The sequence below is a fragment of the Algibacter luteus genome (assembly GCF_900141715.1).
Taxonomy (GTDB): domain Bacteria; phylum Bacteroidota; class Bacteroidia; order Flavobacteriales; family Flavobacteriaceae; genus Arenitalea; species Arenitalea lutea.
In genome coordinates this window covers 49,740-76,486 of the sequence record NZ_FQYK01000001.1, presented here as the reverse complement: position 1 = coordinate 76,486, position 26,747 = coordinate 49,740, and the positions used below count along the sequence as shown (strand labels likewise).

27 protein-coding genes are annotated in these 26,747 nt (G+C 32.6%); 8 read left to right on the top strand and 19 right to left on the bottom strand.

The genetic code is table 11. The features are described 5' to 3' along the window. Window positions 1–19 precede the first annotated feature (19 nt). The 10 genes from BUA46_RS00355 to BUA46_RS00310 form a co-directional block, all read right to left on the bottom strand. Complete coding sequence (locus BUA46_RS00355) at window positions 20–679, bottom strand: hypothetical protein (protein ID WP_019387089.1); 660 nt, start codon at window positions 677–679, stop codon at window positions 20–22. Beyond that, complete coding sequence (locus tag BUA46_RS00350; protein WP_019387090.1) at window positions 679–1,752, bottom strand: DUF262 domain-containing protein; 1,074 nt, start codon at window positions 1,750–1,752, stop codon at window positions 679–681. Before BUA46_RS00350 ends, BUA46_RS00355 begins: the two co-directional genes overlap by 1 nt. A 196-nt stretch (window positions 1,753–1,948) precedes the next feature. Next, window positions 1,949–2,821, bottom strand: coding sequence for a hypothetical protein (locus BUA46_RS00345; RefSeq protein ID WP_143148035.1), 873 nt, complete (start codon window positions 2,819–2,821; stop codon window positions 1,949–1,951). Between the two features lie 239 nt (window positions 2,822–3,060). Continuing rightward, window positions 3,061–3,750, bottom strand: a complete 690-nt coding sequence (locus BUA46_RS00340) for a hypothetical protein (RefSeq protein WP_019387092.1) — start codon at window positions 3,748–3,750, stop codon at window positions 3,061–3,063. A 40-nt stretch (window positions 3,751–3,790) separates the two neighbouring features. Next, a complete protein-coding gene (locus tag BUA46_RS00335) occupies window positions 3,791–4,675 on the bottom strand; it encodes a hypothetical protein (RefSeq protein WP_019387093.1) in 885 nt (294 codons plus the stop codon). 50 nt (window positions 4,676–4,725) lie between these two features. Further along, complete coding sequence (locus BUA46_RS00330) at window positions 4,726–5,307, bottom strand: GNAT family N-acetyltransferase (RefSeq protein WP_019387094.1); 582 nt, start codon at window positions 5,305–5,307, stop codon at window positions 4,726–4,728. Window positions 5,308–5,509: 202 nt separating this feature from the next. Then, window positions 5,510–5,941, bottom strand: coding sequence for a hypothetical protein (locus tag BUA46_RS00325; protein WP_019387095.1), 432 nt, complete (start codon window positions 5,939–5,941; stop codon window positions 5,510–5,512). 286 nt (window positions 5,942–6,227) lie between these two features. Further along, the gene (locus BUA46_RS00320) at window positions 6,228–7,043 is read right to left on the bottom strand and encodes a tetratricopeptide repeat protein (protein WP_019387096.1); all 816 of its coding nucleotides are present in this window, start codon (window positions 7,041–7,043) and stop codon (window positions 6,228–6,230) included. A 162-nt stretch (window positions 7,044–7,205) separates the two neighbouring features. Then, on the bottom strand, window positions 7,206–7,757 hold the full coding sequence (locus BUA46_RS00315; protein WP_143148034.1) for a DinB family protein: 552 nt from the start codon (window positions 7,755–7,757) through the stop codon (window positions 7,206–7,208). Between the two features lie 277 nt (window positions 7,758–8,034). Further along, a complete protein-coding gene (locus tag BUA46_RS00310; protein ID WP_019387098.1) occupies window positions 8,035–9,249 on the bottom strand; it encodes an RsmB/NOP family class I SAM-dependent RNA methyltransferase in 1,215 nt (404 codons plus the stop codon). Between the two features lie 105 nt (window positions 9,250–9,354). Here BUA46_RS00310 and BUA46_RS00305 point away from each other — a divergent pair, with 105 nt between their 5' ends. Continuing rightward, window positions 9,355–10,446, top strand: a complete 1,092-nt coding sequence (locus BUA46_RS00305; protein ID WP_019387099.1) for a WD40/YVTN/BNR-like repeat-containing protein — start codon at window positions 9,355–9,357, stop codon at window positions 10,444–10,446. 14 nt (window positions 10,447–10,460) lie between these two features. On the opposite strand, the gene BUA46_RS00300 is transcribed toward BUA46_RS00305, so the two are convergent. From BUA46_RS00300 to BUA46_RS00270, 7 genes are all read right to left on the bottom strand, one after another. Further along, window positions 10,461–10,901, bottom strand: a complete 441-nt coding sequence (locus tag BUA46_RS00300) for a hypothetical protein (protein WP_072794721.1) — start codon at window positions 10,899–10,901, stop codon at window positions 10,461–10,463. Between the two features lie 11 nt (window positions 10,902–10,912). Next, window positions 10,913–11,422 (bottom strand): hypothetical protein, encoded by a 510-nt coding sequence (locus tag BUA46_RS00295; RefSeq protein ID WP_019387101.1) that lies wholly within the window; start codon window positions 11,420–11,422, stop codon window positions 10,913–10,915. Between the two features lie 42 nt (window positions 11,423–11,464). Then, window positions 11,465–12,007, bottom strand: coding sequence for an RNA polymerase sigma factor (locus tag BUA46_RS00290; RefSeq protein WP_019387102.1), 543 nt, complete (start codon window positions 12,005–12,007; stop codon window positions 11,465–11,467). 303 nt (window positions 12,008–12,310) lie between these two features. After that, a complete protein-coding gene (locus BUA46_RS00285; protein WP_019387103.1) occupies window positions 12,311–14,146 on the bottom strand; it encodes an ABC transporter ATP-binding protein in 1,836 nt (611 codons plus the stop codon). A gap of 80 nt (window positions 14,147–14,226) precedes the next feature. Then, a complete protein-coding gene (locus BUA46_RS00280; protein WP_019387104.1) occupies window positions 14,227–15,957 on the bottom strand; it encodes a phospho-sugar mutase in 1,731 nt (576 codons plus the stop codon). A 253-nt stretch (window positions 15,958–16,210) separates the two neighbouring features. Next, window positions 16,211–17,161 (bottom strand): glycosyltransferase family 2 protein, encoded by a 951-nt coding sequence (locus tag BUA46_RS00275; RefSeq protein ID WP_019387105.1) that lies wholly within the window; start codon window positions 17,159–17,161, stop codon window positions 16,211–16,213. 38 nt (window positions 17,162–17,199) lie between these two features. After that, window positions 17,200–17,730: a DUF4199 domain-containing protein gene (locus BUA46_RS00270; protein WP_019387106.1), complete on the bottom strand. Its 531-nt coding sequence runs from the start codon at window positions 17,728–17,730 to the stop codon at window positions 17,200–17,202. A gap of 157 nt (window positions 17,731–17,887) precedes the next feature. Between BUA46_RS00270 and BUA46_RS00265 the strand changes: the two genes are divergently transcribed. Together BUA46_RS00265 and BUA46_RS00260 are read left to right on the top strand one after the other, a co-directional pair. After that, window positions 17,888–18,139: a type B 50S ribosomal protein L31 gene (locus BUA46_RS00265; RefSeq protein ID WP_019387107.1), complete on the top strand. Its 252-nt coding sequence runs from the start codon at window positions 17,888–17,890 to the stop codon at window positions 18,137–18,139. A gap of 144 nt (window positions 18,140–18,283) precedes the next feature. Next, window positions 18,284–19,459, top strand: coding sequence for a GlmU family protein (locus tag BUA46_RS00260; protein WP_019387108.1), 1,176 nt, complete (start codon window positions 18,284–18,286; stop codon window positions 19,457–19,459). A gap of 63 nt (window positions 19,460–19,522) precedes the next feature. On the opposite strand, the gene BUA46_RS00255 is transcribed toward BUA46_RS00260, so the two are convergent. After that, complete coding sequence (locus tag BUA46_RS00255; protein WP_019387109.1) at window positions 19,523–21,142, bottom strand: ABC transporter substrate-binding protein; 1,620 nt, start codon at window positions 21,140–21,142, stop codon at window positions 19,523–19,525. 88 nt (window positions 21,143–21,230) lie between these two features. Here BUA46_RS00255 and mtaB point away from each other — a divergent pair, with 88 nt between their 5' ends. Both mtaB and BUA46_RS00245 read left to right on the top strand, forming a co-directional pair. Beyond that, a complete protein-coding gene (gene mtaB, locus BUA46_RS00250) occupies window positions 21,231–22,556 on the top strand; it encodes a tRNA (N(6)-L-threonylcarbamoyladenosine(37)-C(2))-methylthiotransferase MtaB (RefSeq protein ID WP_019387110.1) in 1,326 nt (441 codons plus the stop codon). Window positions 22,557–22,664: 108 nt separating this feature from the next. Beyond that, window positions 22,665–23,192 (top strand): hypothetical protein, encoded by a 528-nt coding sequence (locus tag BUA46_RS00245; RefSeq protein ID WP_019387111.1) that lies wholly within the window; start codon window positions 22,665–22,667, stop codon window positions 23,190–23,192. 52 nt (window positions 23,193–23,244) lie between these two features. On the opposite strand, the gene BUA46_RS00240 is transcribed toward BUA46_RS00245, so the two are convergent. Beyond that, complete coding sequence (locus BUA46_RS00240; RefSeq protein ID WP_019387112.1) at window positions 23,245–23,541, bottom strand: N-acetyltransferase; 297 nt, start codon at window positions 23,539–23,541, stop codon at window positions 23,245–23,247. A gap of 118 nt (window positions 23,542–23,659) precedes the next feature. Between BUA46_RS00240 and BUA46_RS00235 the strand changes: the two genes are divergently transcribed. From BUA46_RS00235 to cls, 3 genes are read left to right on the top strand one after another with little or no spacing between them, the layout of a single operon-like run. Beyond that, window positions 23,660–24,325, top strand: coding sequence for an alpha/beta hydrolase family protein (locus tag BUA46_RS00235; protein WP_019387113.1), 666 nt, complete (start codon window positions 23,660–23,662; stop codon window positions 24,323–24,325). A 36-nt stretch (window positions 24,326–24,361) separates the two neighbouring features. Continuing rightward, window positions 24,362–25,288: a lytic transglycosylase domain-containing protein gene (locus BUA46_RS00230; RefSeq protein WP_019387114.1), complete on the top strand. Its 927-nt coding sequence runs from the start codon at window positions 24,362–24,364 to the stop codon at window positions 25,286–25,288. 3 nt (window positions 25,289–25,291) lie between these two features. Beyond that, window positions 25,292–26,746 (top strand): cardiolipin synthase, encoded by a 1,455-nt coding sequence (gene cls / locus BUA46_RS00225; protein WP_019387115.1) that lies wholly within the window; start codon window positions 25,292–25,294, stop codon window positions 26,744–26,746. Window position 26,747 lies beyond the last annotated feature (1 nt).

Genomic DNA, 26,747 nt, shown 5'->3' with positions numbered 1-26,747 from the left:
TTTGTGTATTGTTTTATTGTTATATAATTTTTTTGAACCATTTCCAAAGGTTGAATTTCTCAATTTTCTGTGTTACTCTATTTTGCTGAATTGACTGCGTATTTGAAAACGCAGTATGTTGAATAGGATTTTTATTTGACACCAGATTTGCTGGTTTTCCTGATTTGTTAAAATTAAGATTTGACAAATAATCAATAATTTTTATTAAACTCGGAAATTCTTGTTGGAAATTAGTGATGTCTTTTTGATTTTGGTTGTACCAGGATGATGAATCTTGTGATGCGTGTACATTTCGATGTCTATTTTGGACTATCTGATTTAAAAAAGTAATATCAGTTTGTGAAAAGTTCCCATTATTTCTACCATCAAGAATGTCGAAATTTAGAATAGTTTTAAATAAGTCTCTAATTTTTGTAAATTCAGGGTTATTGAATTTTTTTAGGTCAGATTCCAAACTCGAAAGTTGAGCTGTTGTATAACCTTTCATGATGCAACAATTGTACACAATATGCTTTATTGAACCTTCTAAAAATCTTGATGCCTGAACATATGCTGTGACGTTCAACATTGATTGTATTTTTATTGCTGCATGCGAATCTGCTCTATGTTGTTTTATAGCAGTAATTGTGGCATCAAGGTTCTGCTTAAAAGTTAATATGTCAGGTGATTGAATCGCCATTATTTTAAACCTAAAAAGTAGTTTCTAGCTAACGCGATTCTTCCATTGACACTAGTTTCAGAGGACGTTCCTGATGATACATATTTAATATAATCTTGATCAGCAAGTAGCCTTTTGTGGTTAACAGCTAAATCAATAGGTGCTTTTCCATCCGCAAGAATTTGAGCTATGCTAACTAAAACTGAATCACAAACGGATTTATTAACACTTCTTTTTATTTTAAAAGCGTCATTCCCAATTTTTGTCGATACTAGTGAAATTGTTTTATCCCAAATTTCTTTGTCAGGTAGTTTATTGGAATTTGTTTTTTGATAGTTACTTAAAAATTCACGCATTGAAGGTTTGTAATTTTCTAAGTTGTCATGCAAGGCGAAAAATCTTAGGACAAGTTCAATATCTCTTAATCTTCTATCTGGATATGGTTGACCAAGCAGATTTCTCCATTCTTCATTTTCGTTTAGAATAAATAGATTTGTATTAAATAAGCCTGTATAAATACAATTTCTAATTTCTTGATCTTTTAGTGGCATTCCACCGGTATTTAGTCGATGAAAAATATCATGAACAACTCTTGGATTAGTGTCTATATCTTCAATTATAGTTGTATTCAATACAGCATTTCGTATCCTTCTTTGGTATTTTTGATCGAGTTCTGCAAAAGTTTTACCATTCCAATCTCTATCTTCTAATTTTCTTAAATTAAAAATTTGTTCTTTTCCTTTTGTGTTAAATTTACCTTGCAGATAAAAGTAAGCGGATTTTAATCGTTGTTGTCCGTCAATGACCTTATATGTTTCATCTTCACTGCTTTTTCCTAAAAAAACACTTGGGATTGGAAGTCCTATAAGTAATGAATCAATAAATAAACTTGCACGATTTATATCCCATACAAAATCTCTTTGAAATTCGGGCTTAAGATCTATTTCCCCGTTATCTATTTTGAACTTTAAAACTTCAATTGTATTCGCAATGTTGTATGATACTATTTTTGATAATTCCTTAGTAGAAGATTCTTGGATTTCTTCAAATTCTTCATTATCAAATTCCAATTCTTGATTATTCTCATCTATCATATTTATTAATTTTATGTTCTTTTTTTAATTACACACTAATATCTTGTGTATAATTTTATTGCGTTTTTCAAAGTCTAATCTACTAAGTAAAAAGTGTCTTTAATTCATCGCGAAAATTTTTCGAAGTGAAAGCAAAAGCTAGCAATCACAAAAAAAAACTTTGGTTTAACTAAAATTAGAAATTTTATATACATTGTTAGGTTTTCGTAATTTTTTTGGTGATTGATTTCATCTCTTTATCTAATTTACTTTTCTTTATAAACTCAATCATTCCTTTCTTTATTCTTAACTTCGGTTTATATAATTCTGTAATTCGTTTGATTTTTTCTTCGTCTGTTTTTTGATAATCGTGTCCAAAAGTATTTAAGAACTGAATTAATAATAAATGACAAACTCTCAATACGTTTAGATTTTTATCGTCATCAGAATCTTGAATGGTTGAAAAATAATTAATCACTTTTTCTAAACTTTGATATTCTCTATCCATAATTTCTTTGAAGTTCTCAAAGCTTAAAACTTCTCCTCCTTGAGTTACAAGAATACAATAGTCAGCTAAATTGTTTTTAAAGAAATGATTTGTATTGTGGGCTTTGTTATAATTCAATTCCGCTAGCAGGTCAACATCAGTAAATATGTCTTTAAAAGTCTTAATATATTTTAAGAATAAAATATCGTCTTTTTTGGCAATTGTAGTGTCAATAGAAATTGTGTCTTTTTCAGTTTGAATGTTCCAATATAGAAACTTTAAAAAACGGTAAACAAAGCTTTTAAGATAGTAATGTTCGTTTGTGTTCAAATCATTAGCGGTAACTTTATGCCAATTTTCTCCTACGTGTTGACTAAAATTCCAAAGTCTGTGATTCAGTTCTTCAGCAGAGTTCAGTAGTTTCATTTTGTTTTGAGCTATTTCTTCTTTTAGTTTCTTCTTTTGCTCAAATTCAAATTCTTTTTTTAACCTAAAATTCAGAGTATATCTTTCATAAATGATTTTGGTTATCCATCCAAAAAAGAAAGTCAGAACGGGTATTAAGTAAGTTGTAAAGTCAATATTTTTTATGGTTTCTATCATTTGGTTGGTCACGGTCATTATGAAGCTTGTAATGTTTTAAAAACAACCTCAATCACTAATACTCGCCAAATAAGTAAGCATAAAGCAACTTCAGTGTGATTTTCACACAATAAATATAAACAATTTTTCCTACAAACAAAATCAAAAAACCCTGATAGTTTTTCATCAGGATTTTTATTGCTGTTATTAAGCCGGTTAGCATTTTTTTATGGCATGATCGTTTTGTAGAATTGATCCTTTTATTCTATTTTAATTTGCCCGCAAGGTATCAATGCGTGATATTTTGCATCTGCGACGCTAACGCCGTAAACCAAATTTAAGGGCTTGTTATGGAGTTTATAATTGTTTTGAGACGCTACCTTAAAAAATGGGGCATCTTGGTCTTGCCCTTCAACAAATAACTTTGCTCGGGTTGCTCCGTCAATAATTTGGCTTTTTAATAGAATGCCTATGTAAAGGGTTTGCTGGTCTTGTGGCTCAATTGCTGTTGAAAGCTCATACTTGTAAGGGTCTTCTGATTCAAATAGCGCTTCAAGTCTCGCACCAAAATTGAAGGTGTCTTGTATGGTATCGGGCGTGTATTTCTCGGGAACTAAAAAGACTTGAAACACAATGGTTGAATCGGGTAAAAGCCCTGTGGGACTTTTAGGAAAATTAAGATCTAATTGAATTAGATGGCTGGCGTGATTGAGAACTTCTACTCTAAACACGGTATACCTAAAATTTTCTCCCTTTGAATTTTGATAGGCACCTCCTCTGGGGCCTGTGTTTAGTATACGAATACTATCAGTTTTTTCAACCTTATCTGTTTGGATGCTCGTATCAGTATGTATGTCTGCTTGCTGTTGTGTTACTGTTTCTCGGTCTTGAGTTTGTTTGCAAGAGGCGAGCATAAGTAATACGAACATGTAATGATAGAAGTATTTCATGGTTTTTTAGTAGCCGCAAATTTTAACTGTTGTTGTAACCTTAATTTATATTTAATTCAGTCATCATATTTATTTCTTTTGCCGAATTTTTATCTTTCAATGTTGCAGTTAATTTACAAGGATTATTTACGGTGCCTTTAGCTAAAGTTAGTTTAGCGGTTATTTGATTTTTTAAATCTTGAGGATTTACACCTGTTTCCTCGTAAGCACTTAATATATTCGGACTGGAAAGTATAACATGGTCACTGCTATCAACTAAGTCTACAGAAAAAATAGGAAATACCTTTTCGTTCGTTATTTCTAAACCTTCAATATCGTCTAGAATTAAGATAAAAAGATGCTCAAAACTTATATTATTATCAAAAACGGGTTGTTTTAGAGTATCATTCCATAAATAAATATTTGAGTATTCAATACCATTGCTTTTTAGGTTTAATAAGTCGTTTGGTTTTACTGTAAACGGCAATTCGTAATTAAATTTGCCTTTGCCTTTTTTATCTGTAATTTCTATAAATACTTTATACTTTTCGTTGTTTTTATTTGGTAAGGCTGCACTGAAAGTGGCTTGTAATTGAAGTGGTGAAAGCTCGGTTCCAGTATTTAAACTCTTAAGTAAGTTCGGATAGGCAAGCATGGTGTCTTTCTCATTTTTTACAATATACATGCCAAGCTCAGGAAATGTTTTTCCGTTTGCTTTGGTGAGTCCGGAAACGTTATCAAACAAAAGGTTGACATGTTCACCAAACATGAATTCATTTCTATTGTCGGTTTCTCCGTTAACCTCTATGGCAATATCATCAACGCCAATGCCATCACCTCTGGAATAGGCTCCAGTTGTTACATCTTTATTTACGGATTGGTTGAACTGGCAAGAACTTAATGTTACAAGTGCCATTAATAAAATGAATGTTCTAAGCGTTTGCATTTTGTTTTTATTTAGTCTTTCTAGTGTTTTTTTATAACCGCCAGTTATGGTTATACATTATTGGTAACGGGCTTTTTGCCGTCCAGTTTCTTTATCATACGATGCATGCCTTTTAGTTCGGCTTTAAAATAAGGCACGTCTAAAATGGTTTTACTATGAAAATTGAAACCGAGCTTTTCATAGAATGCAATGGCATTTGCATTGGTATCAATCACGCACAGAAACATATTTTTATAGTCTAGTGCCTTTGTAATCTTTATAATTTCAATCAATGCTAATTTCCCGATTCCCATGCCTTTGTATTCCGGTAGCACATAAATTTTTTCCAATTCTATTGCATTTTCTATATCAAAAGTTTTGTGCTCTTGGTTTCTAATTTTTATAAACCCAACATGGTTTAATTCATGTGTGATAAAATAGTATGCAGTTTTTGTATCCAACAGATCGGATGTGAGCCTTTCAATACTAAATTCTTTATCTAAGTACCACTCAAGGCCACCTTCGTTCCAATGGTCATAAAAGCTTTTGGAATAGGCTTCAATGCAGATTTTTTTCAGTTTGGTAATGTCTGTTATGTTGGCTTTCTGTAATTCCATTTCGGATTTTTCAGCTTGTTGCTGAACGTGTTCCATCGTTTTTTGTGTTTAGCTCTTTGCGAAGAATCAGCTATGATTTTCCGTCGTAACCGAAAGATAGCAAATTGCATTGAATTCCGATAAGGAATTTAACGGCAAAGAGCCATATACGGTGTTGGCTATAGTATTATTGATTTTGAATAAGAAAAGGCTATCCAATTAAAGACAGCCTTTTTAGTAATTTATATGTCAGCTGTAATTAGTTTCCAGCGCTTAATGAATAACTTCCGTCTCCATTAAAAGACGTAAGTGTAATGGTAACGGTCCAGTTTCCTGGTTCGCCTGAACTAGTTACACCGTCGATACTATCTGGTTCGGTTCCACCATTAAGAGTCCTGTCAAGAACTACTGTACCATTAGCATCTGCAACAACCATTTGAAAAACGCCACCAGCAGTAGCAGTGATATCAGCATTATAGTCGGCTGTTGCCAAATTATTTGTCCAATTAATTGTTCGGGAAGCATCTCCACCATTTCCGGTAAAATCTCCTCCTATATCACCAGATGGTCCTTCGTTTACAGTGATATTTGCAGTTGGTCCATCATCATCATCTGAACAGGATGTAAATGTTCCAATAAAAAGTGTCAATGCGGTTAACATTGTAAGTAATTTAAAATTTGGGGTTTTCATAAGATTTGAAATTTATTTTGTTATCTATTATAATATAAAACAATTAAGTCTATAAAATTCCTAGTCCGTGAAGGTAATAATTTTAAAACAAATCTTTATTACTCTAATAATCAGATAATTATGATTTAGTAATTTCTGTTGAAACTGCAACCAAGGTTGTTGTAAATAGTTCCGTAGTGTGTTTAAGCAGCTAATTTTACAAAAGTTCTCTAATCAGTGGGAATTCGTAGGATTACCCAAATTAAACTCGAACTAGTACATAATTACAAGAGTTATTAAAGCTAGTTTATTCATTCTGCCAATATTCCTTGCATTTATCATACTCCGCTTGCTTTAAGATTTCAAATCCTAAATCAATAGATTTTTGAAAGTCATCGCATCCTTTTTGCTTTTCATTTAATCCATAATATGCTAAACCTCTTAAAAAATATGCGTTCTTATCAGTTGAATCTAAAGCGATAGCTCTATTACAATCATAAACAATCCCTTTTAATCCGTTTGGGAATCTTGTTGCAGCTCTGTGTATAAATACTTTAGCATTTAAAGAATCTTTTTTTAGGTAAGTGTCAAAGTCTTTTTTAGCCAGTTTAGTTTTGCTTAAAGCTAAATACATTCTTCCTCTATGTAATACATATTCAATATCATTTGTTTTTTCAATTATTGTATTCAATTGACTAATTTGCTCCATATGATTTGGTCTCACCCAAAATCCTGATGTAGATTTAATTCTTCCATTACAGAGATCATCTAAAACATCAAAAGCAACCGTATAGCCTCGATGATAAATTTTATAAATGCCATGATTAGGACAAGATTTTCCATCTTTATCAATAAACTTTATAGTATCAGCTTGTACAACATAGTTTGAAATGACATCAACTGAATTATTATCTCCTAAATCTGTTTCAACAACGCCATTCTCTTTAAAATTTATTTTTACAGGTCCATGTGGACTCATGTGTTTCCATATACCAATGATAGAGCTATCATTTGGTTTATTGATTTTTAGTAAACTTTCTGGACTAGGTTTGCTGGTTGTCTCTTTACAAATATAAAATAAAATTATTGAGAAGGCAATCAATAAAAGTTTTATTGTTTTCAACTTATATATATTTAAGATATTATTTTAAAAGCTGGCAATATCGAGTTAGATTTTAGCAAGTTACTTGGTATTAGCAACTAATTTAGTAAATACAAACCGAATAGAATATTCCTAGAGAATTTTTAGAAATAAACGAGGACGGGCAATTGCATTTGGCCCTTGTTAGCTGCGAGATTCTTTTATCATGAGTTGATAGGTTTCTTTTGATTGCTGAAAGTGCCGCTGTTCGTGGGTTACAATAATATCAAATGCCGTTTCTAATTTATAGACTAAATTTTTGTTTGCTGGCGATGAGATGATGGTTCTTTTTTCTATCAAATCTCTTGAATTCTCAATGATTTGTTGGAGTTCAGATTGGTGTGCTTTGAATCTATCAAGAATCCCTTCAGGTATCGCACTTTTTGATGGTTCCCAAATTGGAAATGTTTTCATTTTCTTTTTCCTATCTGGCTGAACCGCTTGTAAAATTGTTTTACCAAAGAAGGCAACTATAAATCCAAATTTTGCAATAAACGGTTTTTTATATTTCCCATTGCGAATAGATTCAATAATTGGAAAATAGGTTTTATTTATTACTATTAAATGCTCCATATTTTGTGCAATACTCCAAGTATTAGCATTGGGTTTCCAATTTAATTGTTCCATACTTAAACCACCAAAAGTCTCGACAAAATTTTGAGTGTTCTCATCTATTTGTTTACTCCAGTTTTTCATAGCCATAGCTTTTTTGTTTTCCCACTCTTACATAAGTTCTAATTGATGAGCCATCTGCATTTACTATTTATTGAGGAATACAGTTACCCGCCAAAAAAGTCAGGATAATGCAACTTTAGTGTGAGTTGTAACCAATAAATATAATCAAACTTTACAACATTAAAAATCAAAAAATCCTGATAGGAAACTATCAGGATTTTAAATACTGTTATGAGATATGTTAAGTGTCTAAACTATAATTACACTCTGCTATTTGTATCAATAAACATTGCAAAATTTAAGCTTTACGCTCCAATAGGGCCATGTAAAACCCGTCGTATCCGTTTTCGTGGGCCAATATTTTTTTATCTTTTACTAAGGTAAAATTAGCACCGCCTTCAGATTTTAAAAAGGCTTTCACTTGGTTTTGGTTTTCAGAGGGTAATACCGAACAGGTGGCATAAACCAATTTACCTTGTGGTTTCACCATTCTAGAGTATTGTTGTAACACTTCTTGTTGGGTAACACGAATGCGGTCTAAAAACTCAGGTTCTAGTTTCCATTTGGCATCAGGGTTTCTACGTAAAACACCTAAACCAGAACATGGTGCATCAATAAGTACACGGTCGGCCTTATCGTAAAGTTTTTTAATGGGTTTTGTAGATTCAATGACTTTCATATCTATATTATGAACCCCATTTCTACGCGCTCTTATTTTCAGCTTTTTAAGCTTACTTTCGTAAATATCCATGGCAATAATTTGCCCTTTATTTTCCATTAAAGATGCAATGTGCAAGGTTTTTCCGCCGGCACCAGCACAAGTGTCAACCACTTTCATACCTGGTTTCACATCTAAAAATTCGGCTACCAGTTGCGACGAGGCATCTTGAACTTCAAACAGTCCGTTTTTAAACGCATCGGTTACAAAAACGTTAGCACGTTCTTTTAATTTTAATGCAGAATCGTAACCTTTGATTGCTTCGGTTTCAATGCCTTCATCAAAAAGTATATTCTGTAAGTCTTCTTTGGTGGTTTTTAAAGTATTGGTTCTTAAAATAACTTCGGCTTGCTCGTTTTGCATTGCTATTTCTTTGGTCCATTTGGCTTCACCTAATTCTGCTAAACCTACTTCGTCTATCCAATCTGGAATAGATTCTCGCAGTTTTCTCACTTTGGTAAGCTCATCAAAACGACCTTTTATTTTGCGGGTTGGTGTGTTTTCAAAGTATTTCCAATCGGGTAATTTAATACCTTTTAGGGTGGCCCAAACCGCAAATAAACGCCATAAATTATCACGATCAAAAGGTTCTTTAACTTCCGCAATTTCAGCATAAAGGCGTTTCCAACGTACAATATCGTAGGTGGTTTCGGCAACAAAGCCTCTATCTCTCGATCCCCAACGTTTGTCGCGTTTTAGTAGTTGCTGAATAACTTTATCGGCATAGTGCCCTTCATTAAAAATAAGGGTTAATCCGTCTATAACTGCAAAGCAGAGGTTTCTGTGTAATCGCATGATGTTTTAAATAAGGCTGCAAAGTTACGTTTTTAAATGTGTATTTGTTTAAACGTTTATTAGTTAATTGGTTTAGCTTTTCTATTTTTAAGGAAATTTAAATTTATGAAACAGGTTATCCTTGTAGTTTTGTTAGTTATTTTTTTGTTTGCGTTTAAAAATGAGAACATAATTAAGCATAGAAATATTACTAAAGTTGAAATTGAAACTTTGGTACAAGATTCTACTTTAGATGTTAGAGCCTTAGAAATTGTTAAGGCTGAATTTACGGGTCCAATATATTTAACGTCTAAAGGTAAATTAGGAATAATAATGCCCAATGCTCTTTATAGACATGTGGATTCATTAAAAAATAAAACCGTTTATAACCACACCGTAAATCTGTCGACAGATTCACTTCAATTAAACTTTAGAGCTTTGGCGGTAACAAAGAAGAATGGATTTGGCATTACAATTGGAAACCCTGCATTATTGTACAGTTTAGATGCCGATTTAGAAAAAAACAAAATTGTTTACCAAGAAAATCATGATAACGTTTTCTATGATTCTATGGAATTTTGGAATGAAGAAGAAGGCATTGCAATAGGGGATTCTATTGATGGTTGTTTAAGTGTGATTATTACTAGAGATAGCGGATTTACCTGGACCAAACTCTCATGTGACCAATTACCAAAAGGCACTGAAAACGAAGGGGCATTTGCTGCTAGCGATACGAATATTGCTATTGTAGGCGATAACACTTGGGTAGCTACAACTGCTGGTCGCGTATATTTTTCACCAGATAAAGGAAAAACTTGGGAGGTTTTTGATACGCCTATAGTTAAGGAAAAAGATACGGAAGGGATTTATTCTATTGATTTTTATGATGCGTTAAATGGTTATGCTATTGGTGGTGACTACACGAAGGCAGACGATAATGCAGCCAATAAAATAAAAACTACCGATGGCGGAAAAACATGGCAATTGGTAGCGCAAAATCAAAATCCAGGATACCGCAGTTGTGTTCAGTACATGCCGAATAGAGAAGGCAAGGAGCTCGTTGCCATTGGGTTTAAAGGAATTGATTATAGTAATGACGCAGGCGAATCTTGGAAGCATTTAAGTGACGAAGGCTTTTATACCATTAGGTTTTTAAATGATAGTATTGCTTATGCCGCTGGTGCTGGCAGAATTTCGAAACTTTTGTTTAAAGAATAAAAAAAAGAGAAAAATTAATTTCTCTCTCTTTTAAGTTTTTTAAATTCCTCGAACATTTTCCTTTTAAAATCGTCTTCTGCTGTTTTTAGCAAAATCACTTTTTTTGGAGGAAGAATTTCTAATATTTTCTTCGAGAATTCCATTTTAAGCTCGTGCATTTCATTTTCAGCATTATTAATCCTAGTAATAAGTTTACTTGCTTCTGCATTAGTCATGGTTTCAATTTTCTCGTCAATTTCTTTTTTAATACCTCGAAGCTCATTGTATTTAATGTTAGCTCTTTTTGATTCAAAAGCATTATAAATTGGCCAAAATGCTTGTGCTTCTTTTTCTGATAAATCTAATTTTTCGGTAATAAAAGCAACTTTAAGCGCCTTAACACGGTCTCGATTTTTGTGTTGAGCCGTTAGGTTTAACGATATTAATAATAGTAATATAGGGACTAATTTTTTCATTTTCATATGTTTTAATCGAACAATAACGATTCAATATCGGCATTGTTTAATAGGTATTCTTCAATATTAGATTCGCTAAAATCATGATCAATACTTACGTGTTGTTCTATTTCATCTTCGGTAAATAAAGCAGCAATATCATCATTAGTGCTAAAATATTCTTCAATAAGGTAATTTTCAACAACATTGGTTTCTAAATTATCAAATGAAGGATTCTTTTCAAATATTGAAAGGTTAAATAACAATAAAATTGCAGCTGCAACACCAGAAATATAAATTAAGTTTCTCTTACTGAAAAGCGGAATGACTTTCGTTTCTTTTCTTTCAGCATGCTTTAATAAAGTCTCTGCTTGGATTGATTCAAAATAATCTTCGGGTACCTTAAACCCCGTTTTTTTAATGGTATTTAATGTACTTTCAGAATCTAATTTACTAAAAACTTTTTCATCAAAAGAACTAAAATAGTCATCTGGAGCTTTAAAGCCCGTAGATTTTATATTATGTAAGTCTTTATTTTTCATTGTTTTACTTGTGCTTCTTTGACTAAAAAATTACCAAAAGGTTTAATTGTGAGTTAAATAGGCTTCAATTTTTTTTGTTGCAATGTGGTAAGACGCTTTTAAGGCGCCTTCACTTGTGTCTAATATTTCGGCCATTTCTGAATATTTAATATCCTGAAAATATTTCATATTAAAAACCAATTGTTGTTTTTCGGGTAACGTTGCTATAGCCTTTTGTAATTTAATTTGGATATCGTCGCCTTCAAAATATACATCTGAATGGAGATTGTTTATCGCTAGTTCCTGAACTTCTTGATTACTAACTTGTAATTGTTTGGCTTTTTTGTTTATAAAAGTTATCGATTCGTTTGTTGCAATGCGATACATCCAAGAAAATAATTTACTATCGCCATTAAATTGGTTTATGTTTCTAAATACTTTAATAAACGTGTTTTGTAGCACATCGTCGGCATCGTCATGCGATTTCACAATATTACGGATGTGCCAATACAAACGTTCTTTATAGAGCTCTAATAACTCTTTAAAGGCTTCGTTTTTATGGTTTTCTGATTTAAGCTTCGTTAAAAATTGTGCTTCGTCAATCACGAACAATTGTTTAGTCTTTAGACTCTTAAATATACTAAAAGTTTAACCCTATATATTTAAAATTTGGCTAAAAAAATAACTTATTGGTTATCAGAAAGTTAATTAAATTACTATCGATGAAATGCATTAAATAAACGATTAAGTGTAATTTTTGTTGTAAGATTAGTTTTTATGTTTTATGTTTGTAATCGAAACCTACTTATGTTGTTAGTCGTCCCCAAGTCTAACAAAAACCAAACGAAAAAGGATAGAAACCCAAATCTCTATCCTTTTTTTTATTTCATAAAATTATACGTGCTTTTTCTATTCGAAACTTTGCATTTCTACTAATTTGTGATAGACGCCTTTTTGAGCAATAAGTTCGTCGTGTTTACCTTGCTCAACAATTTCACCTTTGTTAAGAACCACAATTTTATCAGCTTTTTGAATGGTAGATAGCCTGTGCGCAATAACAATTGAAGTTCTGTTTTTCATCATATTCTCTAGCGCTACTTGCACGAGACGTTCGCTTTCTGTATCTAGAGCTGAGGTGGCTTCGTCTAAAACCATAATAGGTGGACTTTTTAAAACAGCCCTAGCAATACTTAAGCGTTGCTTTTGTCCGCCAGAAAGTTTACCTCCGGCATCGCCAATATTGGTTTCTATACCATTCGGTAGATCTTTAACAAATTCCCAAGCATTGGCAACTTTTAATGCTTCTATAATTTCGTCGTCGGTGGCACCTTTTTTACCAAGTTTCAAGTTATTCTTGATGCTATCATTAAATAATATGGCTTCTTGAGTTACAAGACCGAGTTGCTTTCTCAAAGAACTTGTGGTGATATTATTAATGTTAATACCATCAATTAATATTTCACCTTCATTAACATGATAAAAACGGGTAATGAGGTTTGCAATTGTAGACTTTCCACTACCAGATTGCCCTACTAAGGCAACAGTTTCACCTTTTTTAATATCAAGTGATAAGTTTTTTAGAACGTACTCATCCTGATATTTAAACGAAATATTTTTAAATGCGATATCAGAATGGAATCCTTCTATTTCAATGGCATTTTCTTTATCTTTTAATGGGTTTTCTGTATCGAGTATTTCCTGAATTCGTTCTGCTGCGGCACCACCTTTTTTAATATTATAAATGCCTCGTGTAATGGCTTTTGCAGGCGTTAGAATTTGATAAGAAAGCGTCATATAAACCAAAAATGCGCTACCATCTAATATAGTATTGGCATCGTCGCTAAGTACAAGATTGCCGCCATACCACAAAATTCCAGAAACCATTAAAATCCCCAATACTTCGCTGGTTGGTGATGCCAAGTTTTGACGGTTTAATAACTTATTAGAAAAGTTGTAAAATTTATTGGTAGATTCTTGAAACCTGTCGTTAAATTCTTTTTCAGAATTAAAGCCTTTAATAATACGTAATCCTGTTAATGTTTCTTCTAATGTTGAAAGAAATACACCTTGTTCTTTTTGAACACGACCCGATTTTCGTTTTAAACTTTTTCCAATTCTGGATATTACAAAACTCATGATTGGAATGAATATAAAAACGAAAAGGGTTAATTGCGGACTTATTATAAGCATTGCAATTAAGGTAAATAAAATGGTTAAAGGTTCTCGAATGATGATTTCTAAAACGGGCAGAAAAGAATATTGTAAATCGTTAACATCGCCTGTAACTCTTGCAATAATATCACCTTTACGTTGTTCTGAAAAGAATGATAACGGTAATTCTACAGTTTTCTGGTACACCTTGTTTCTAATATCTCTGATGACACCATTACGTAAAAACACCATGAAATAGTTTGCTAAATACCCTGCAATATTTTTTAGCAAAAACATAACAACAATAAGTAGAATAACAAAAAGTAAAGCTTTTGATTTATCGCCACCTGTAAAGTCATGCATGTGATAGATTAAGTAGTCTTCAGCAAAATCTCCAATCTCGTTGAGATTTGTAAACTTCGGAACCGTAGTAGGTGGTTGCTTTTTTTTATCGAAAATAACATCAAGCATCGGTTTTAATGCTATAAACGACAACGTACCAAATAATGCGTAAAAAATATTAGAAATAATGTGTCCTAGCGCATATTTCTTATAAGGTTTAGCATATTTAAGAATGTTAGTAAAATGACTCATTAAATAAAATACGTCTGTTTATAAAACATGCTTTTATGTTACCATAAAAGCATGTGAATGTTGTGCAAAGATACGAGTTATTATATTAACTTCATGTCTTTTAAAATAGCGTCAGCCTTAGCATCTAGCATCGATTCTGTTTCCTTAAAATCATTAACAGATTTTAGTGGTGCGTTAACACTTACGTAGAACTTAATTTTTGGTTCTGTTCCACTTGGTCTTAATGCCACTTGACTACCATCTTCTGTATAGTAAATAATAACATTCGATTTTGGAACATCAATTTTAGATTCCTTACCGGTTTGCATGTTTTTGGCTATTGATAAATCGTAATCTTCAATTTTTAATACCTTCGATCCGTTGATAACTTTTAATGGGTTTTCCCGAGCATCAATCATCATTTGTTTGATTTCTTGAGCACCTTCAATACCTTTTTTAGTAAGCGAGACTAATTTTTCTTTGTAAAAGCCATGTTCTACATAAAGTTTAACAAGCTCGTCGAAAAAAGAACTACCGTTAGATTTTGTAATAGCCGCAATTTCGCAAGCTAAAAGGGTAGAAGTTACAGCATCTTTATCTCTAACGAAATCGCCAACCATAAATCCGAAACTTTCTTCACCACCACCAATAAAAGCAAGTTCAGGATAATCAACGATTAATTTTGCAATCCATTTAAATCCTGTTAAAACTATTTTATTATCTACGTTGTATGCATCAGCAAGCTTAGTAAGCATTGGTGTAGACACAATTGTAGTGGCAATAAATTCTTTACATTTTATTTTACCTTCTGCTTTCCACTGCTTAAGCAAGAAATCAACCATCATCACCATAGTTTGGTTACCGTTAAGCAATTGTAAGTTTCCATCAGAATTACGAACGGCAACACCTAATCTATCACAATCAGGATCGGTACCTATTACGATATCAGCACCTTCTTTTTCAGCAAGTTCAAGAGCCATTTTTAGGGCAGCTGGTTCTTCAGGGTTTGGTGATTTTACCGTTGGGAATCCACCATCTGGAACTTCTTGTTCTTTAACAATCGATACATTTTTGTATCCTGCACGTTTTAAGGTTTCAGGAACAGCTGTGATTGAAGTACCGTGAAGTGATGTAAAAACAATTTTTAGATTGTCTTTGGCATTTTGAGTAGCCCCAACACAACCATTTTTTACTGATGCATCAATAAAAGCATCATCAATTTCTTTTCCTATAAAATGAATTAAATTATTATTAGCTTCAAACTTTACATTAGCATAATCAATTTGATTAATCATACTAATAACTGCACCATCATGAGGAGGTACTAATTGCCCACCATCTTTCCAATACACTTTGTAGCCATTGTATTCTGGCGGATTATGTGAAGCTGTTAAAACAATACCACAGTGGCAGTTTAAATGTTTTACAGCAAATGATAATTCTGGAGTTGCACGTAAATCTTCAAACAAATACACTTCTATGCCATTTGCAGAAAACACATCGGCAACTACTTTTGCAAGTGTTTTACTATTGTGTCTACAATCATAAGCAATGACTGCTTTTGGTGTTTCGTTTGGAAATTGTTTATGTAAATAATCACTTAAACCTTGTGTGCTTTTACCTAATGTATATTTATTGATTCGGTTTGTACCTACACCCATAACACCACGCATACCACCAGTACCAAATTCTAAGTCTTTATAAAAACTTTCTTGAATATCGGCTGGGTTGTTAGCTATACTTTCTTTAATGAGTTTTTGTGTATCGGCATCAAACGATGGTGTTAACCATGTATTTATACGTTTTAGGATTGCTGGTTCAATGTGTATCATAATGTTAGAATAATTTGTGATTCAAAAGTAATGAATTGTGAGAGAATACTCTTAAATAAATTACGTTTTGAAGTTGAATATTTAGATTTATTGATTGGTAAGATAAAATTACTAATTAAATTTGAGATTTGTTGGGTGTTTTTTATTGCGATAGGGATTGAACGGTTTGTTTGATCCCGATTATCATCGGGAGAGTAGTGATAGTCCGACCCTTATGGTAACCTGCCTACCGGCAGGCAGGCGCCAAAAAAAATTAATTTAAATTTAATTCATCTTTTACCAAGTAGCGTTTTTTGTCTGTTTTGTTACGTAAAATGAGTTCACCTAAGAATCCTGCCACGAAAAATTGTGTACCAATAATCATAGTTGTTAGGGCTATGTAAAATTGCGGACGTTGAGTTATAAGTCTTCCAGATGGATTTAAAAATAACTTGTCGATTCCTAAATAGGTGGCAAATATAAAACCGATGGCGAACATGATAAAACCCAAGGCACCAAAGAGATGCATGGGGCGTTTGCCAAAATGAGACAAAAACCAAATGGTGATTAAATCTAGAAAACCGTATATGAAACGATTCATGCCAAATTTGGTTTGACCATATTTTCTGGCTTGATGTTGTACCACTTTTTCACCTATTTTATTGAATCCTGCGTTTTTTGATAGCAGCGGAATATAGCGATGCATTTCGCCATTAACATCGATGTTTTTTATAACATCACTTTTGTAGGCTTTGATACCGCAATTAAAATCGTGTAGTTTTACTCCAGACGTTTTTCTTGCAGCCCAATTGAATAATTTTGAAGGTAAGTTTTTAGAAATTACCGAGTCGTAACGTTTCTTTTTCCAACCAGAAACCAAATCGTAATCTTCGTTTACGATCATGTTATAAAGTTCTGGAATTTCGTCTGGATTGTCTTGTAGATCAGCATCCATAGTGATAACAACGTCGCCATTGGTTTTAGAAAAACCGGCATGTAACGCTTGAGATTTACCGAAATTTCTAAGGAAACGGATGCCTTTTACGTTGTTGTTTTTAGAAGCAAGTTGCGTAATGGTTTTCCAAGAGTTATCAGTACTACCATCATCTATAAAAATAATTTCGTACGAAAATTGATTGGATTGCATAACATTTGCAATCCAATCGTGTAATTCTGTTAAGGATTCTTCTTCGTTTAGTAGTGGTATAACTACAGATATATGCATTTAGAATAATTTCAAAATAATATTCAAAAATACTGAAATTATTCGGCGTCTGGGTTACTTTTTTTCATAACTGCCGCTACAATTAAACCAATAATACTAAAAAGGACCAATTGACCTGCTAGGTTTTTTAAAACGCCAGCAATTCCAAATTGATTTTGAGCTTCCATTTTTTCTACGGTTTCATCAATAACTTCAACAGGTGTATTAAATCCTTCCATCATTTGCACCGTTTGCTCTATGGTTTTTTGCTTTAGAGTTTCAGCTGCATCAGTATCAACAACGTTAAAAATTAAAAAAGAAACAACGGTACTTATTACCAGGCCTAAGAGAATCGTAATAAAATAAGAGGTAAATGCTTCTTTAAAAGAAGCAAATCCACCCTGTGCTTGTTTTACTTTAACAATAGATATAATACCAAAAACAATAATAACAATGAGTAGGGTGATGCCTAACCACATGTTTGTAAGTAATTCTAATTTAACAGCATAAGCTAAAACCGTTACAGCGGCTAAAAGAACACCTAAATAAAGGCCGTAATTTGTGGCAATTGATTTTAAAGATTTTTCCATAATTAATAAATTAATTTGTTAGTTGACTAGTTAGTATTCAAAGATACTAAATCGTTACATTTGTATTGAAAATAAAAAATTATAAAAAGTATTGCGCATTTATAAAAAATACTTAAATTTGCACTTCCAAAATTGAAAGAATAAAAAGCATTTAGCGATGAGAAAAGGTATACATCCAGAAAATTATAGAATAGTAGCATTTAAAGATATGTCTAACGACGATGTGTTTTTAACAAAATCTACTGCAAATACTAACGAAACATTAGAAGTTGACGGTGTTGAATACCCACTTGTAAAAATGGAAATTTCTAGAACATCGCATCCTTACTACACTGGTAAATCTAAATTAGTAGATACAGCTGGTCGTATTGATAAGTTCAAAAACAAATATTCTAAATTTAAAAAATAAATTTAGTTTTATTCTATATAGAGAAAAGCCTTCATATTTAAATGTGAAGGCTTTTTTATTATATACAATTCATCTATTTTTGTTTAAACCATAAGTTTTAAGAAATAGCACATAAAACTTTTAACTTCAACTATTCGCTTTCATATGAATTATATCCTTTTTGATGGTCCGTCGCGTAATAACTTATTGCCTTTTACATTTACAAGACCCGTTGCCGATATTCGTGTTGGAATACTTACCATAAGAGAAAAGTGGGAGGCCTTTTTAAAAACAACCACTACTACGGTTACCGAGGATTATTTGACTGATAAATATCCAATGGTAGAAATGGATGAAAACATTATGATTAATGCATCGTATCTGCCAAATTTAGAGTTGGTAGAAATGGTAAGGGATTTAACAGAAAACCAAGCCATTTTTTCTGGTGAAGATGTTGTTGCTTTTTTTACGAAAGAAGCTCAGGATGATATTAACTTTGATACTTATGAAGCAATAGAATTAGCAGATGATATCATTAAGATAGAAAACACCTGGGATATCTTTTCAAAAAATGGTGAAGCTATACAAGAAGATTTTGCCCTTTTAACTAAAGAGAACACGTCGCAACCAATACCATCAAGCAACAATGTTATCGCGCCAGAAAATATCTTTATTGAAGAAGGCGCAAAGCTTGAATTTGCAACATTAAACGCCAGTACTGGACCAATATATATAGGAAAAAATGCCGAAATAATGGAAGGCGCGATTATCCGTGGGCCATTGGCACTTTGCGAAGGTGCGGGTATAAAATTAGGCGCAAAAATTTACGGGCCTACTACTGTGGGGCCTTTTAGTAAAGTTGGTGGAGAAGTTAACAACTCTGTTATTTTTGGGTATTCAAACAAAGGTCATGATGGATTTTTAGGAAATTCTGTTTTGGGCGAATGGTGCAATTTAGGTGCAGACACTAACAATTCAAATTTAAAAAATAACTATGCCGAAGTGCGTCTATGGGATTATCAAACTCAAGGTTTTGCCAAAACAGGACTGCAATTTTGCGGCCTTATGATGGGCGATCATAGCAAATGTGGCATCAATACTATGTTCAATACAGGAACCGTTGTGGGTGTAAGTGCTAATATATTTGGCAGCGGTTTCCCGCGTAATTTTGTACCAAGTTTCAGTTGGGGCGGCCATAGCGGATTTACAACCTATCTCACAAAAAAAGCTTTCGAAGTTGCCACGGTGGTTATGGCTAGACGAAATGTCGAGTTTTCAGACCAAGATAAAGCCATTCTCGAGCATGTTTTTGAAGAAACCAAACAATATAGAAGAGATTAAAATTTGGGCGTTGCCTTATATAAAAGATGGGATAAACTATACAAGTAGAAATATACCAAACGACTAATCTTTTCTCACGTACCTTAAATCCAATAAATTAATAGGATTGGTTCCTAAGCCTTTTACATTTTTTCTTGTAAAGCGTATCACTTCATCATAATACAAAGGCACCATAATGGTTTTTTGCATCGCTAAAGAATCAATGGTGGTATATAAGTGTTTTCGTTTTTCAATATCGGTTATCGTAAATGCTTTGTTGTACAAACTATCTACAAGAGCGCTCTTATAATGAAAGTAATTGGAGCCATCGGGTGCGAAATTTTTACTGTAAAATATCGATAAGTAGTTTTCAGCATCTAAATAATCAGCAACCCATGAGCTTCTAAACATATCTACTTTGCCGTTCGATCTTGCAGATCTTAATGTAGATTCGGGCATCACGTCCACATTAATGGTTAAGCCTGTTTTTTCAAGTTCACGCTGTATAAATTCACAAAAACTTAGGTAGTTGCTAGAAGTGACTAAGGTAATTTCAGGATTTGTAATTCCGCTTTCCTTTTTAAATTGTTCTACCAGTTGTTTGGCTTTTTCAGGTTGGTAAGTAAACCCAATTGTTGTATTGTGCCCCGGTAATCCTTTCGGAATAAAACCGCCATTCGCAGGATTACCAATACCGTTTCTTAGATAAATCATCATTTTTTTTCTGTCAAAACCATAGTTAATAGCTTTTCGTATCAATTCAGATTTAATTTCTGGTGTTTCAGAATCCAAATAAAATCCCAGGTATTCAGTATTCAAATATGGGCCACGAATCATATCTACCGTTTCAGCATATTTAGCCCTCAATTTTCCATCGGCAGTTAAAAGTTCGTCTTTATAGGAGGCATCCAAACTGTTCAAGAAGTCAATATTCCCTTGAGCGAATTGTAAAAATTCACTTTGTTTATCGGGTAAAAAAGTAATAGCTACAGCCTCTAAATAAGGGAGTGACATTCCTTGCTCATCAGTTTCAAAATATAAATTGTTTCGTCTAAAAACCAATTTAATATTTTCTTCCCAACGCTTAAATTTAAATGGGCCTGTGCCAATGGGATTCGACCTAAAATCAGTGCCGTAATAATCAGCAACTTCTTTTGGTACTACCGAGCAATATTTCATACTTAACAAACCTATAAATGCTGGAAATGGTTGTGTTAAATTAATTTCAAAAATAGTATCGTTAACTGCTCTAAAATTAGCTACTTTATTTAATACCCAGCTTCCAGGGGCTGCAATTTTTTCATCTTTTAGGCGGTTTAAGCTATAGGCGAAATCATCTGCTACAACGGTTCTAGTGGAGTCCTTTCCAAATAATTCATGTTTATGAAAGTACACATCGCTTCGTAAATTAAAAGTGTATGTTAAACCATCCTCAGAAATAGTCCAGTTTTTTGCAATCGATGGTAAAATATTTAATTCACTATCCAGCTGAACTAACCCATTAAACAGTTGGTTGCATACCCAGGTGTCTTGTAAAGTTCTGGAAAATGCAGGGTCGAGGGTGTTTATGTTGGCGTGTTCGTTGTATCGAAATACTAAGTGGTCTCTATCGATCTTTGATTTTTTGTCACAGGAAAAAAACAAAATGATAACGCAACTAATTGATAAATAGGTAATTGATCGACTTAAAATTGGTTTTATCATGTAAGTAATTAGTTGTAAATTTGCAGACTTTTAAATGTAAAGATAAATTTTTTAACCTTCCTGATGCAAACTCAGGATGATAAAAATAATGAATAAAAAAGTTGCTTTTTATACTTTAGGTTGTAAACTGAATTTTTCAGAAACGTCTACCATTGCCAGAAGTTTTAATAGTGAAGGTTTTGATAGGGTTGATTTTTCTGAAAAGGCAGATATTTACGTTATAAATACCTGTTCGGTTACAGAAAATGCCGATAAGCGATTCAAAACTATTGTAAAGCAAGCCCAAAAGGCAAATCCTGATGCTTTTGTTGCTGCGGTTGGTTGTTATGCACAACTAAAACCACAAGAATTAGCCGATGTTCATGGTGTTGATTTGGTTCTTGGAGCAACTGAGAAATTTAAAATTACGGATTACTTAAATGACCTTTCTAAAAACGACTTTGGCGAGGTGCACTCTTGTGAAATTGAAGATGCCGATTTTTACGTTGGTAGCTATTCCATTGGTGATAGAACACGTGCCTTTTTAAAAGTACAAGATGGGTGTGATTATAAATGTACCTATTGTACCATTCCGTTGGCAAGAGGAATATCTAGAAGCGATACCGTGGCCAATGTTTTAAAAAATGCGCAAGAAATTTCGAAGCAAAATATTAAAGAAATTGTGCTTACAGGCGTCAATATTGGTGATTATGGAAAGGGTGAATTTGGAAATAAAAAACACGAACACACCTTTTTAGATTTAGTTACCGAATTAGATCAAGTAGAAGGAATTGAGCGCTTGCGAATTTCGTCTATCGAGCCTAATTTATTGAAAAACGAAACCATTGATTTGGTGTCAAAATCGAGAGCCTTTGTGCCTCATTTTCATATTCCTTTACAATCAGGAAGTAATGCTATTTTGAAAAAAATGAAGCGTCGCTATATGCGTGAATTGTATGTGGATAGGGTAGAGAAGATAAAAGATGTGATGCCTCATGCTTGTATAGGAGTAGATGTTATTGTTGGTTTTCCGGGTGAGACAGATGAGGAATTTCTTGAAACTTACAATTTTTTAACGGAGTTAGATATTTCATATTTACACGTCTTTACTTATTCAGAAAGAGATAATACCGAAGCGGCTACAATGGAAGGTGGTGTGCCAAACAATGTAAGAAGTAAGCGTAGCAAAATGTTACGAGGGTTATCTGTAAAAAAACGTCGTGCTTTTTATGAAAGTCAGTTGAAAACAAAAAGAACGGTATTATTTGAAAGCGAAAATAAAGAAGGATTTATTCATGGATTCACTGAAAACTATATTAAAGTTAAAACGCCATGGAATCCGGAGTTGATTAATACCTTACATCAAGTAGAATTAACTGAAATTGACGCAGATGGTTTAGTGAGATTTGAGTTTGATAAGCTGTTTATGAATTAATTGAGGTCATTTTAAACTTATAAACCTTGATTTTAAGCCCTTTAGCCTATTAATTATGCAATTAAAACAATCGCTATTATTTTTACTAGTAATTAATCATGCCCCAAAATGAATAAGGTAATTTTTAACCTCTTAGCTATCCTAATTTTAGTTTGTTTTGCCAGTTGCTCTTCTGATGACAATCAAGAAACAGATAGCAATCCATTAACAGGTGTTTGGGAATTAACGGCTTGGAATATTGACGGGGGTTTTGATATTAATAATGATGGCACAGTGAATACAAATCTTCTAAACGAGATAGACTGCGCGAGAAATGAAACTTTATTTTTTGATGATAATGGTGTGGTTTCTTTAAACACGACCTTCAATCCAGACTTAGACATTATTTTATTAGATCCTTTATTGAATCTATATAGTTTTAATGTTACATGTGATACTGAAGGCATTATTAGTCTAGCAACTTCTTATACAAGGTCTAGCGAGATAATTAACATTGGTGAAATAGAAGCATATTATGATGGTACTGAAATTTCAATTGTTTTTGAAGACAGACTTGAAGTGTATAATGCAGATCTTAGCGAAATAGTAGAGACTAAAGATTTAACTTTAGTCTATCAGAAAAATAAAATACTTTAAAACAAAAAAGCCGAAACTAATAGTTTCGGCTTTTTTGTTTTTTTTAGAAAAATTAAATTCTAACTCCAACAGGGAGCATACGTTTGTACTTTCTGTTACTCCTTACAAATTTAGCAATTGCAGGACATGTAGGCATAACGCTTAAGTTACGCGATTCAATTTCTTCAAATACAAGTGATAAAAATTCTTTTTTGAATTCTTCATTGTTAATTGTATCTGGAATAATAAGTTTGGTTAAAAAAATCTTTCGCTCTTGTAATGAATATTCGATTTTTGCTAAATCATTATCAATTTTAATTTCAAATTGACGTAAAAAATCATTGTCAATTAATTCTGCAGCTTCAACCATAATAATTTAATGTTTTAATTCTTTAGGAAATCCGTAATAGTGAGTACTATTTCTATAACTTTGTGCAAAAGTACGAAAAAAAAACGACATTTTAAAGGGAATTAAAGGTTAATGCCTTATGGATCAAGAGATAATACATGTGTATTTCATGCCAGGAATGGCAGCTAGCCCAAAAATTTTTGAGCATATTAAATTGCCCGAAACTCAATTTAAAATGCACTTTTTAGAGTGGCTAATTCCTAATGATAATGAGTCTTTAAGTGATTATGCGTTAAGGCTTTCAAAGAACATAAAGCATGAAAATATTGTATTGTTAGGGGTGTCTTTTGGTGGTGTTTTAGTTCAGGAAATGAGTAAATATTTAAATGTTAGGAAGCTCATAATTGTTTCAAGTGTTAAAACTAAAAATGAATTACCTAAGCGTATGCTTTTAGCTAAAGCAACTAAGGCTTATCTTTTGGCACCAACGAGTTTAGCAAGTAAAATTGATGTGTTTGAAAAATATGCATTTGGTAAAAATATTGTAAAACGATTAGAACTTTATAAAAAATATTTGTCTGTAAACGATAGCAAATATTTAAGTTGGGCTATAAAAGAGATGGTATGTTGGAATCAAGAAAATTGTCATGAAGAAATTATACACATTCATGGAGATAAAGACCCAGTTTTTCCTATTAAATATATTACGAGATGTATTGTGATAAAAAATGGAACTCACATAGTTATCATTAATAAATATAAATGGTTTAATGAAAATTTACCTAAACTTATTTTAGATAGCTAAGGTATTTTTTTTTAATTTTAACCAAAACTTATAAAAATGAAGATAATACAGAAAGCATTGGCGATGGTGGGATTATTAAGTTTATGTGCCTTATTTATTTATGCCCTACAAGATGCTCCTACCGATGAAAATTTTGAAACGAAATTAATTAATGATTATAACATTTATGCACTTCAAATTCCAGAAGATTTGAGTTTTGCAGGTGAGCCTGTACCACTTCAAAATCCTGATATTTTAGAGCGTATGGATAGAGAATTATTAGTTAATACCTATTGGCAATCCAACGGCTTATTAATGTTTAAGCGGGCCAAAAAATATTTTCCAATTATTGAGCCTATTTTAGCTAAACACGGTGTACCAGATGATTTTAAGTATTTGGCTGTTATAGAAAGCGGACTAACAAATGCAGTGTCTCCGGCAGGAGCCAAGGGCGTTTGGCAAATTATGCCAGCTACAGGAAGAGAAAATGGATTAGAAGTTAATAGTAATGTGGACGAACGTTATCATTTAGAAAAGGCTACTGAAGTGGCCTGTAAATACATTTTAAAAGCAAAAGAAAGTTTAGGTTCGTGGACTTCGGCTGCAGCTGCTTATAATGCTGGAAATGCTGGAATTTCAAGACGACTTGAAGAACAAGGTGTTACTGATTATTATGATTTGCTTTTAGGCGAGGAAACAGGACGTTATCTTTTTAGAATTGTAGCCTTGAAAGAGATTTTATCGAATCCAAAAAAATACGGATTTAACTTTAGAGAAAAAGATTTATATACCAATATTCCAACCTATAAAGTTGAAGTGGATACTGCTGTTACTGACTTTACTCAGTTTGCAAAAAGATTTGGAATCAACTATAAAATTTTAAAACTACACAACCCTTGGTTACGTGAACCACATTTAAATAACCGTAGCAGAAAATCATATTTAGTTGAAATCCCAAAAGAGGGTTTCTACTCTTATAATTAAAAAATGATTGAATACATAAAGCATAATTACTGGAGTATTCTCTTAACGTTAAACTATATAATAGCAGCTTCGGCTGCTATTACTATTTTGCTCAAAAATATTAACCCTACAAAAACGCTATCCTACATTATAGTATTAATATTTTTTCCGTTTCTAGGGCTAGTAGTTTATTACTTATTTGGTCAAGAATATCGAAAGAACAAAATCTTCAACAGAAAAAATGTACTAAATCAGAGCATTATTAAATCGATTCAGGAAGATTTTAAATTTGATGAAAAAGAAATACAGAAAGTAGATAACTATTTAGATGAGAAGGTCAAACTCGTAAATCTGCTGTATAGTAGCGATAACTCACCCTTAACGTTGCATAATGATATAGAAATCTTGAAGGATGGAAATATTAAGTTTCCAAAACTTATTCAAGATCTCGAATCAGCCAAACATCACATTCATTTAGAATATTACATCATTAAGGATGATAAAATAGGAACCGAAATTTTAAACATCTTATGCGAAAAAGCAAAAGAAGACATTGAAGTACGCTTGACTTATGATGATGTAGGTAGCAACATATCGGCAGTGATGAAGCGAAAACTTACTGATAATGGTGTAGAATATTATCCTTTTATGCCCGTTTTATTTTCAAGATTTACTGGCAAAATGAATTATCGAAATCATCGGAAAATTGCCATTATTGATGGTGTCATTGCTTATGTTGGCGGCATAAATATTGAAGATGAGTATTTAAATGACGAAAGTAAAAATCATTTTTGGAGAGATACACATGTTAGAATTGTAGGCGAAGCTGTAAAATCATTACAAATCTACTTCTTTACCACCTGGGATTTTGTTTCAAACCAAAAGTTTCAAATTGAGAAAGTTTATTTTCCAGACACTGAATGCACGAAGAATGTGGCATTACAGATTGCGGCAAGCGGACCTGATACCGATTGGGCAAATATTATGGAGGCTATGTTTACTGCAATTGCCACAGCCGAAGAGTATATTTACATAACAACTCCTTATTTTGTACCTAATGATGAAATTATAACAGCGCTAGTAATTGCTGCTAAAAGCGGTTTAGATGTGAAGCTTATTATTCCAAAAAAGTCTGATTCTAAAATCGTAAAGCACGCCACAAATTCTTATTTAGATAAGTTGTTAGAAGCAGGGGCAAAGGTATACCGTTACAAAAAAGGATTTATTCACGCCAAAACTATGGTTGTTGATGATATTTTTTCAACTGTAGGAACCGCTAATATGGATTATAGAAGTTTTAACATCAATTTTGAAGTGAATGCCTTTATTTATGATAAAGAAACGAGTAAAATATTAAAACAACATTTTTTAGACGACCTTCAAGATTGTGAAGCAGTTGATTATGAAGATTACCTACAACGCTCCAGATATAAAAAAATAAAAGAATCGGTATGTAGGCTTTGGTCTCCTTTAATATAAA

What these genes read in the sequence shown, in the direction of transcription:
- BUA46_RS00260 (WP_019387108.1), top strand. Translation starts at nt 18,284, where the DNA reads ATGAATTATATCCTTTTTGATGGTCCGTCGCGTAATAACTTATTGCCT.
- mtaB (WP_019387110.1), top strand. Translation starts at nt 21,231, where the DNA reads ATGAATAAAAAAGTTGCTTTTTATACTTTAGGTTGTAAACTGAATTTT.
- BUA46_RS00355 (WP_019387089.1), bottom strand. Translation starts at nt 679, where the DNA reads ATGGCGATTCAATCACCTGACATATTAACTTTTAAGCAGAACCTTGAT.
- BUA46_RS00340 (WP_019387092.1), bottom strand. Translation starts at nt 3,750, where the DNA reads ATGAAATACTTCTATCATTACATGTTCGTATTACTTATGCTCGCCTCT.
- BUA46_RS00295 (WP_019387101.1), bottom strand. Translation starts at nt 11,422, where the DNA reads ATGAAAAATAAAGACTTACATAATATAAAATCTACGGGCTTTAAAGCT.
- cls (WP_019387115.1), top strand. Translation starts at nt 25,292, where the DNA reads ATGATTGAATACATAAAGCATAATTACTGGAGTATTCTCTTAACGTTA.
- BUA46_RS00245 (WP_019387111.1), top strand. Translation starts at nt 22,665, where the DNA reads ATGAATAAGGTAATTTTTAACCTCTTAGCTATCCTAATTTTAGTTTGT.
- BUA46_RS00235 (WP_019387113.1), top strand. Translation starts at nt 23,660, where the DNA reads ATGGATCAAGAGATAATACATGTGTATTTCATGCCAGGAATGGCAGCT.
- BUA46_RS00350 (WP_019387090.1), bottom strand. Translation starts at nt 1,752, where the DNA reads ATGATAGATGAGAATAATCAAGAATTGGAATTTGATAATGAAGAATTT.
- BUA46_RS00275 (WP_019387105.1), bottom strand. Translation starts at nt 17,161, where the DNA reads ATGCATATATCTGTAGTTATACCACTACTAAACGAAGAAGAATCCTTA.
- BUA46_RS00335 (WP_019387093.1), bottom strand. Translation starts at nt 4,675, where the DNA reads ATGCAAACGCTTAGAACATTCATTTTATTAATGGCACTTGTAACATTA.
- BUA46_RS00305 (WP_019387099.1), top strand. Translation starts at nt 9,355, where the DNA reads ATGAAACAGGTTATCCTTGTAGTTTTGTTAGTTATTTTTTTGTTTGCG.
- BUA46_RS00315 (WP_143148034.1), bottom strand. Translation starts at nt 7,757, where the DNA reads ATGAAAAACTGGAGTAAACAAATAGATGAGAACACTCAAAATTTTGTC.
- BUA46_RS00345 (WP_143148035.1), bottom strand. Translation starts at nt 2,821, where the DNA reads ATGATAGAAACCATAAAAAATATTGACTTTACAACTTACTTAATACCC.
- BUA46_RS00300 (WP_072794721.1), bottom strand. Translation starts at nt 10,901, where the DNA reads ATGAAAAAATTAGTCCCTATATTACTATTATTAATATCGTTAAACCTA.
- BUA46_RS00285 (WP_019387103.1), bottom strand. Translation starts at nt 14,146, where the DNA reads ATGAGTCATTTTACTAACATTCTTAAATATGCTAAACCTTATAAGAAA.
- BUA46_RS00265 (WP_019387107.1), top strand. Translation starts at nt 17,888, where the DNA reads ATGAGAAAAGGTATACATCCAGAAAATTATAGAATAGTAGCATTTAAA.
- BUA46_RS00230 (WP_019387114.1), top strand. Translation starts at nt 24,362, where the DNA reads ATGAAGATAATACAGAAAGCATTGGCGATGGTGGGATTATTAAGTTTA.
- BUA46_RS00280 (WP_019387104.1), bottom strand. Translation starts at nt 15,957, where the DNA reads ATGATACACATTGAACCAGCAATCCTAAAACGTATAAATACATGGTTA.
- BUA46_RS00325 (WP_019387095.1), bottom strand. Translation starts at nt 5,941, where the DNA reads ATGAAAACCCCAAATTTTAAATTACTTACAATGTTAACCGCATTGACA.
- BUA46_RS00330 (WP_019387094.1), bottom strand. Translation starts at nt 5,307, where the DNA reads ATGGAACACGTTCAGCAACAAGCTGAAAAATCCGAAATGGAATTACAG.
- BUA46_RS00255 (WP_019387109.1), bottom strand. Translation starts at nt 21,142, where the DNA reads ATGATAAAACCAATTTTAAGTCGATCAATTACCTATTTATCAATTAGT.
- BUA46_RS00240 (WP_019387112.1), bottom strand. Translation starts at nt 23,541, where the DNA reads ATGGTTGAAGCTGCAGAATTAATTGACAATGATTTTTTACGTCAATTT.
- BUA46_RS00310 (WP_019387098.1), bottom strand. Translation starts at nt 9,249, where the DNA reads ATGCGATTACACAGAAACCTCTGCTTTGCAGTTATAGACGGATTAACC.
- BUA46_RS00270 (WP_019387106.1), bottom strand. Translation starts at nt 17,730, where the DNA reads ATGGAAAAATCTTTAAAATCAATTGCCACAAATTACGGCCTTTATTTA.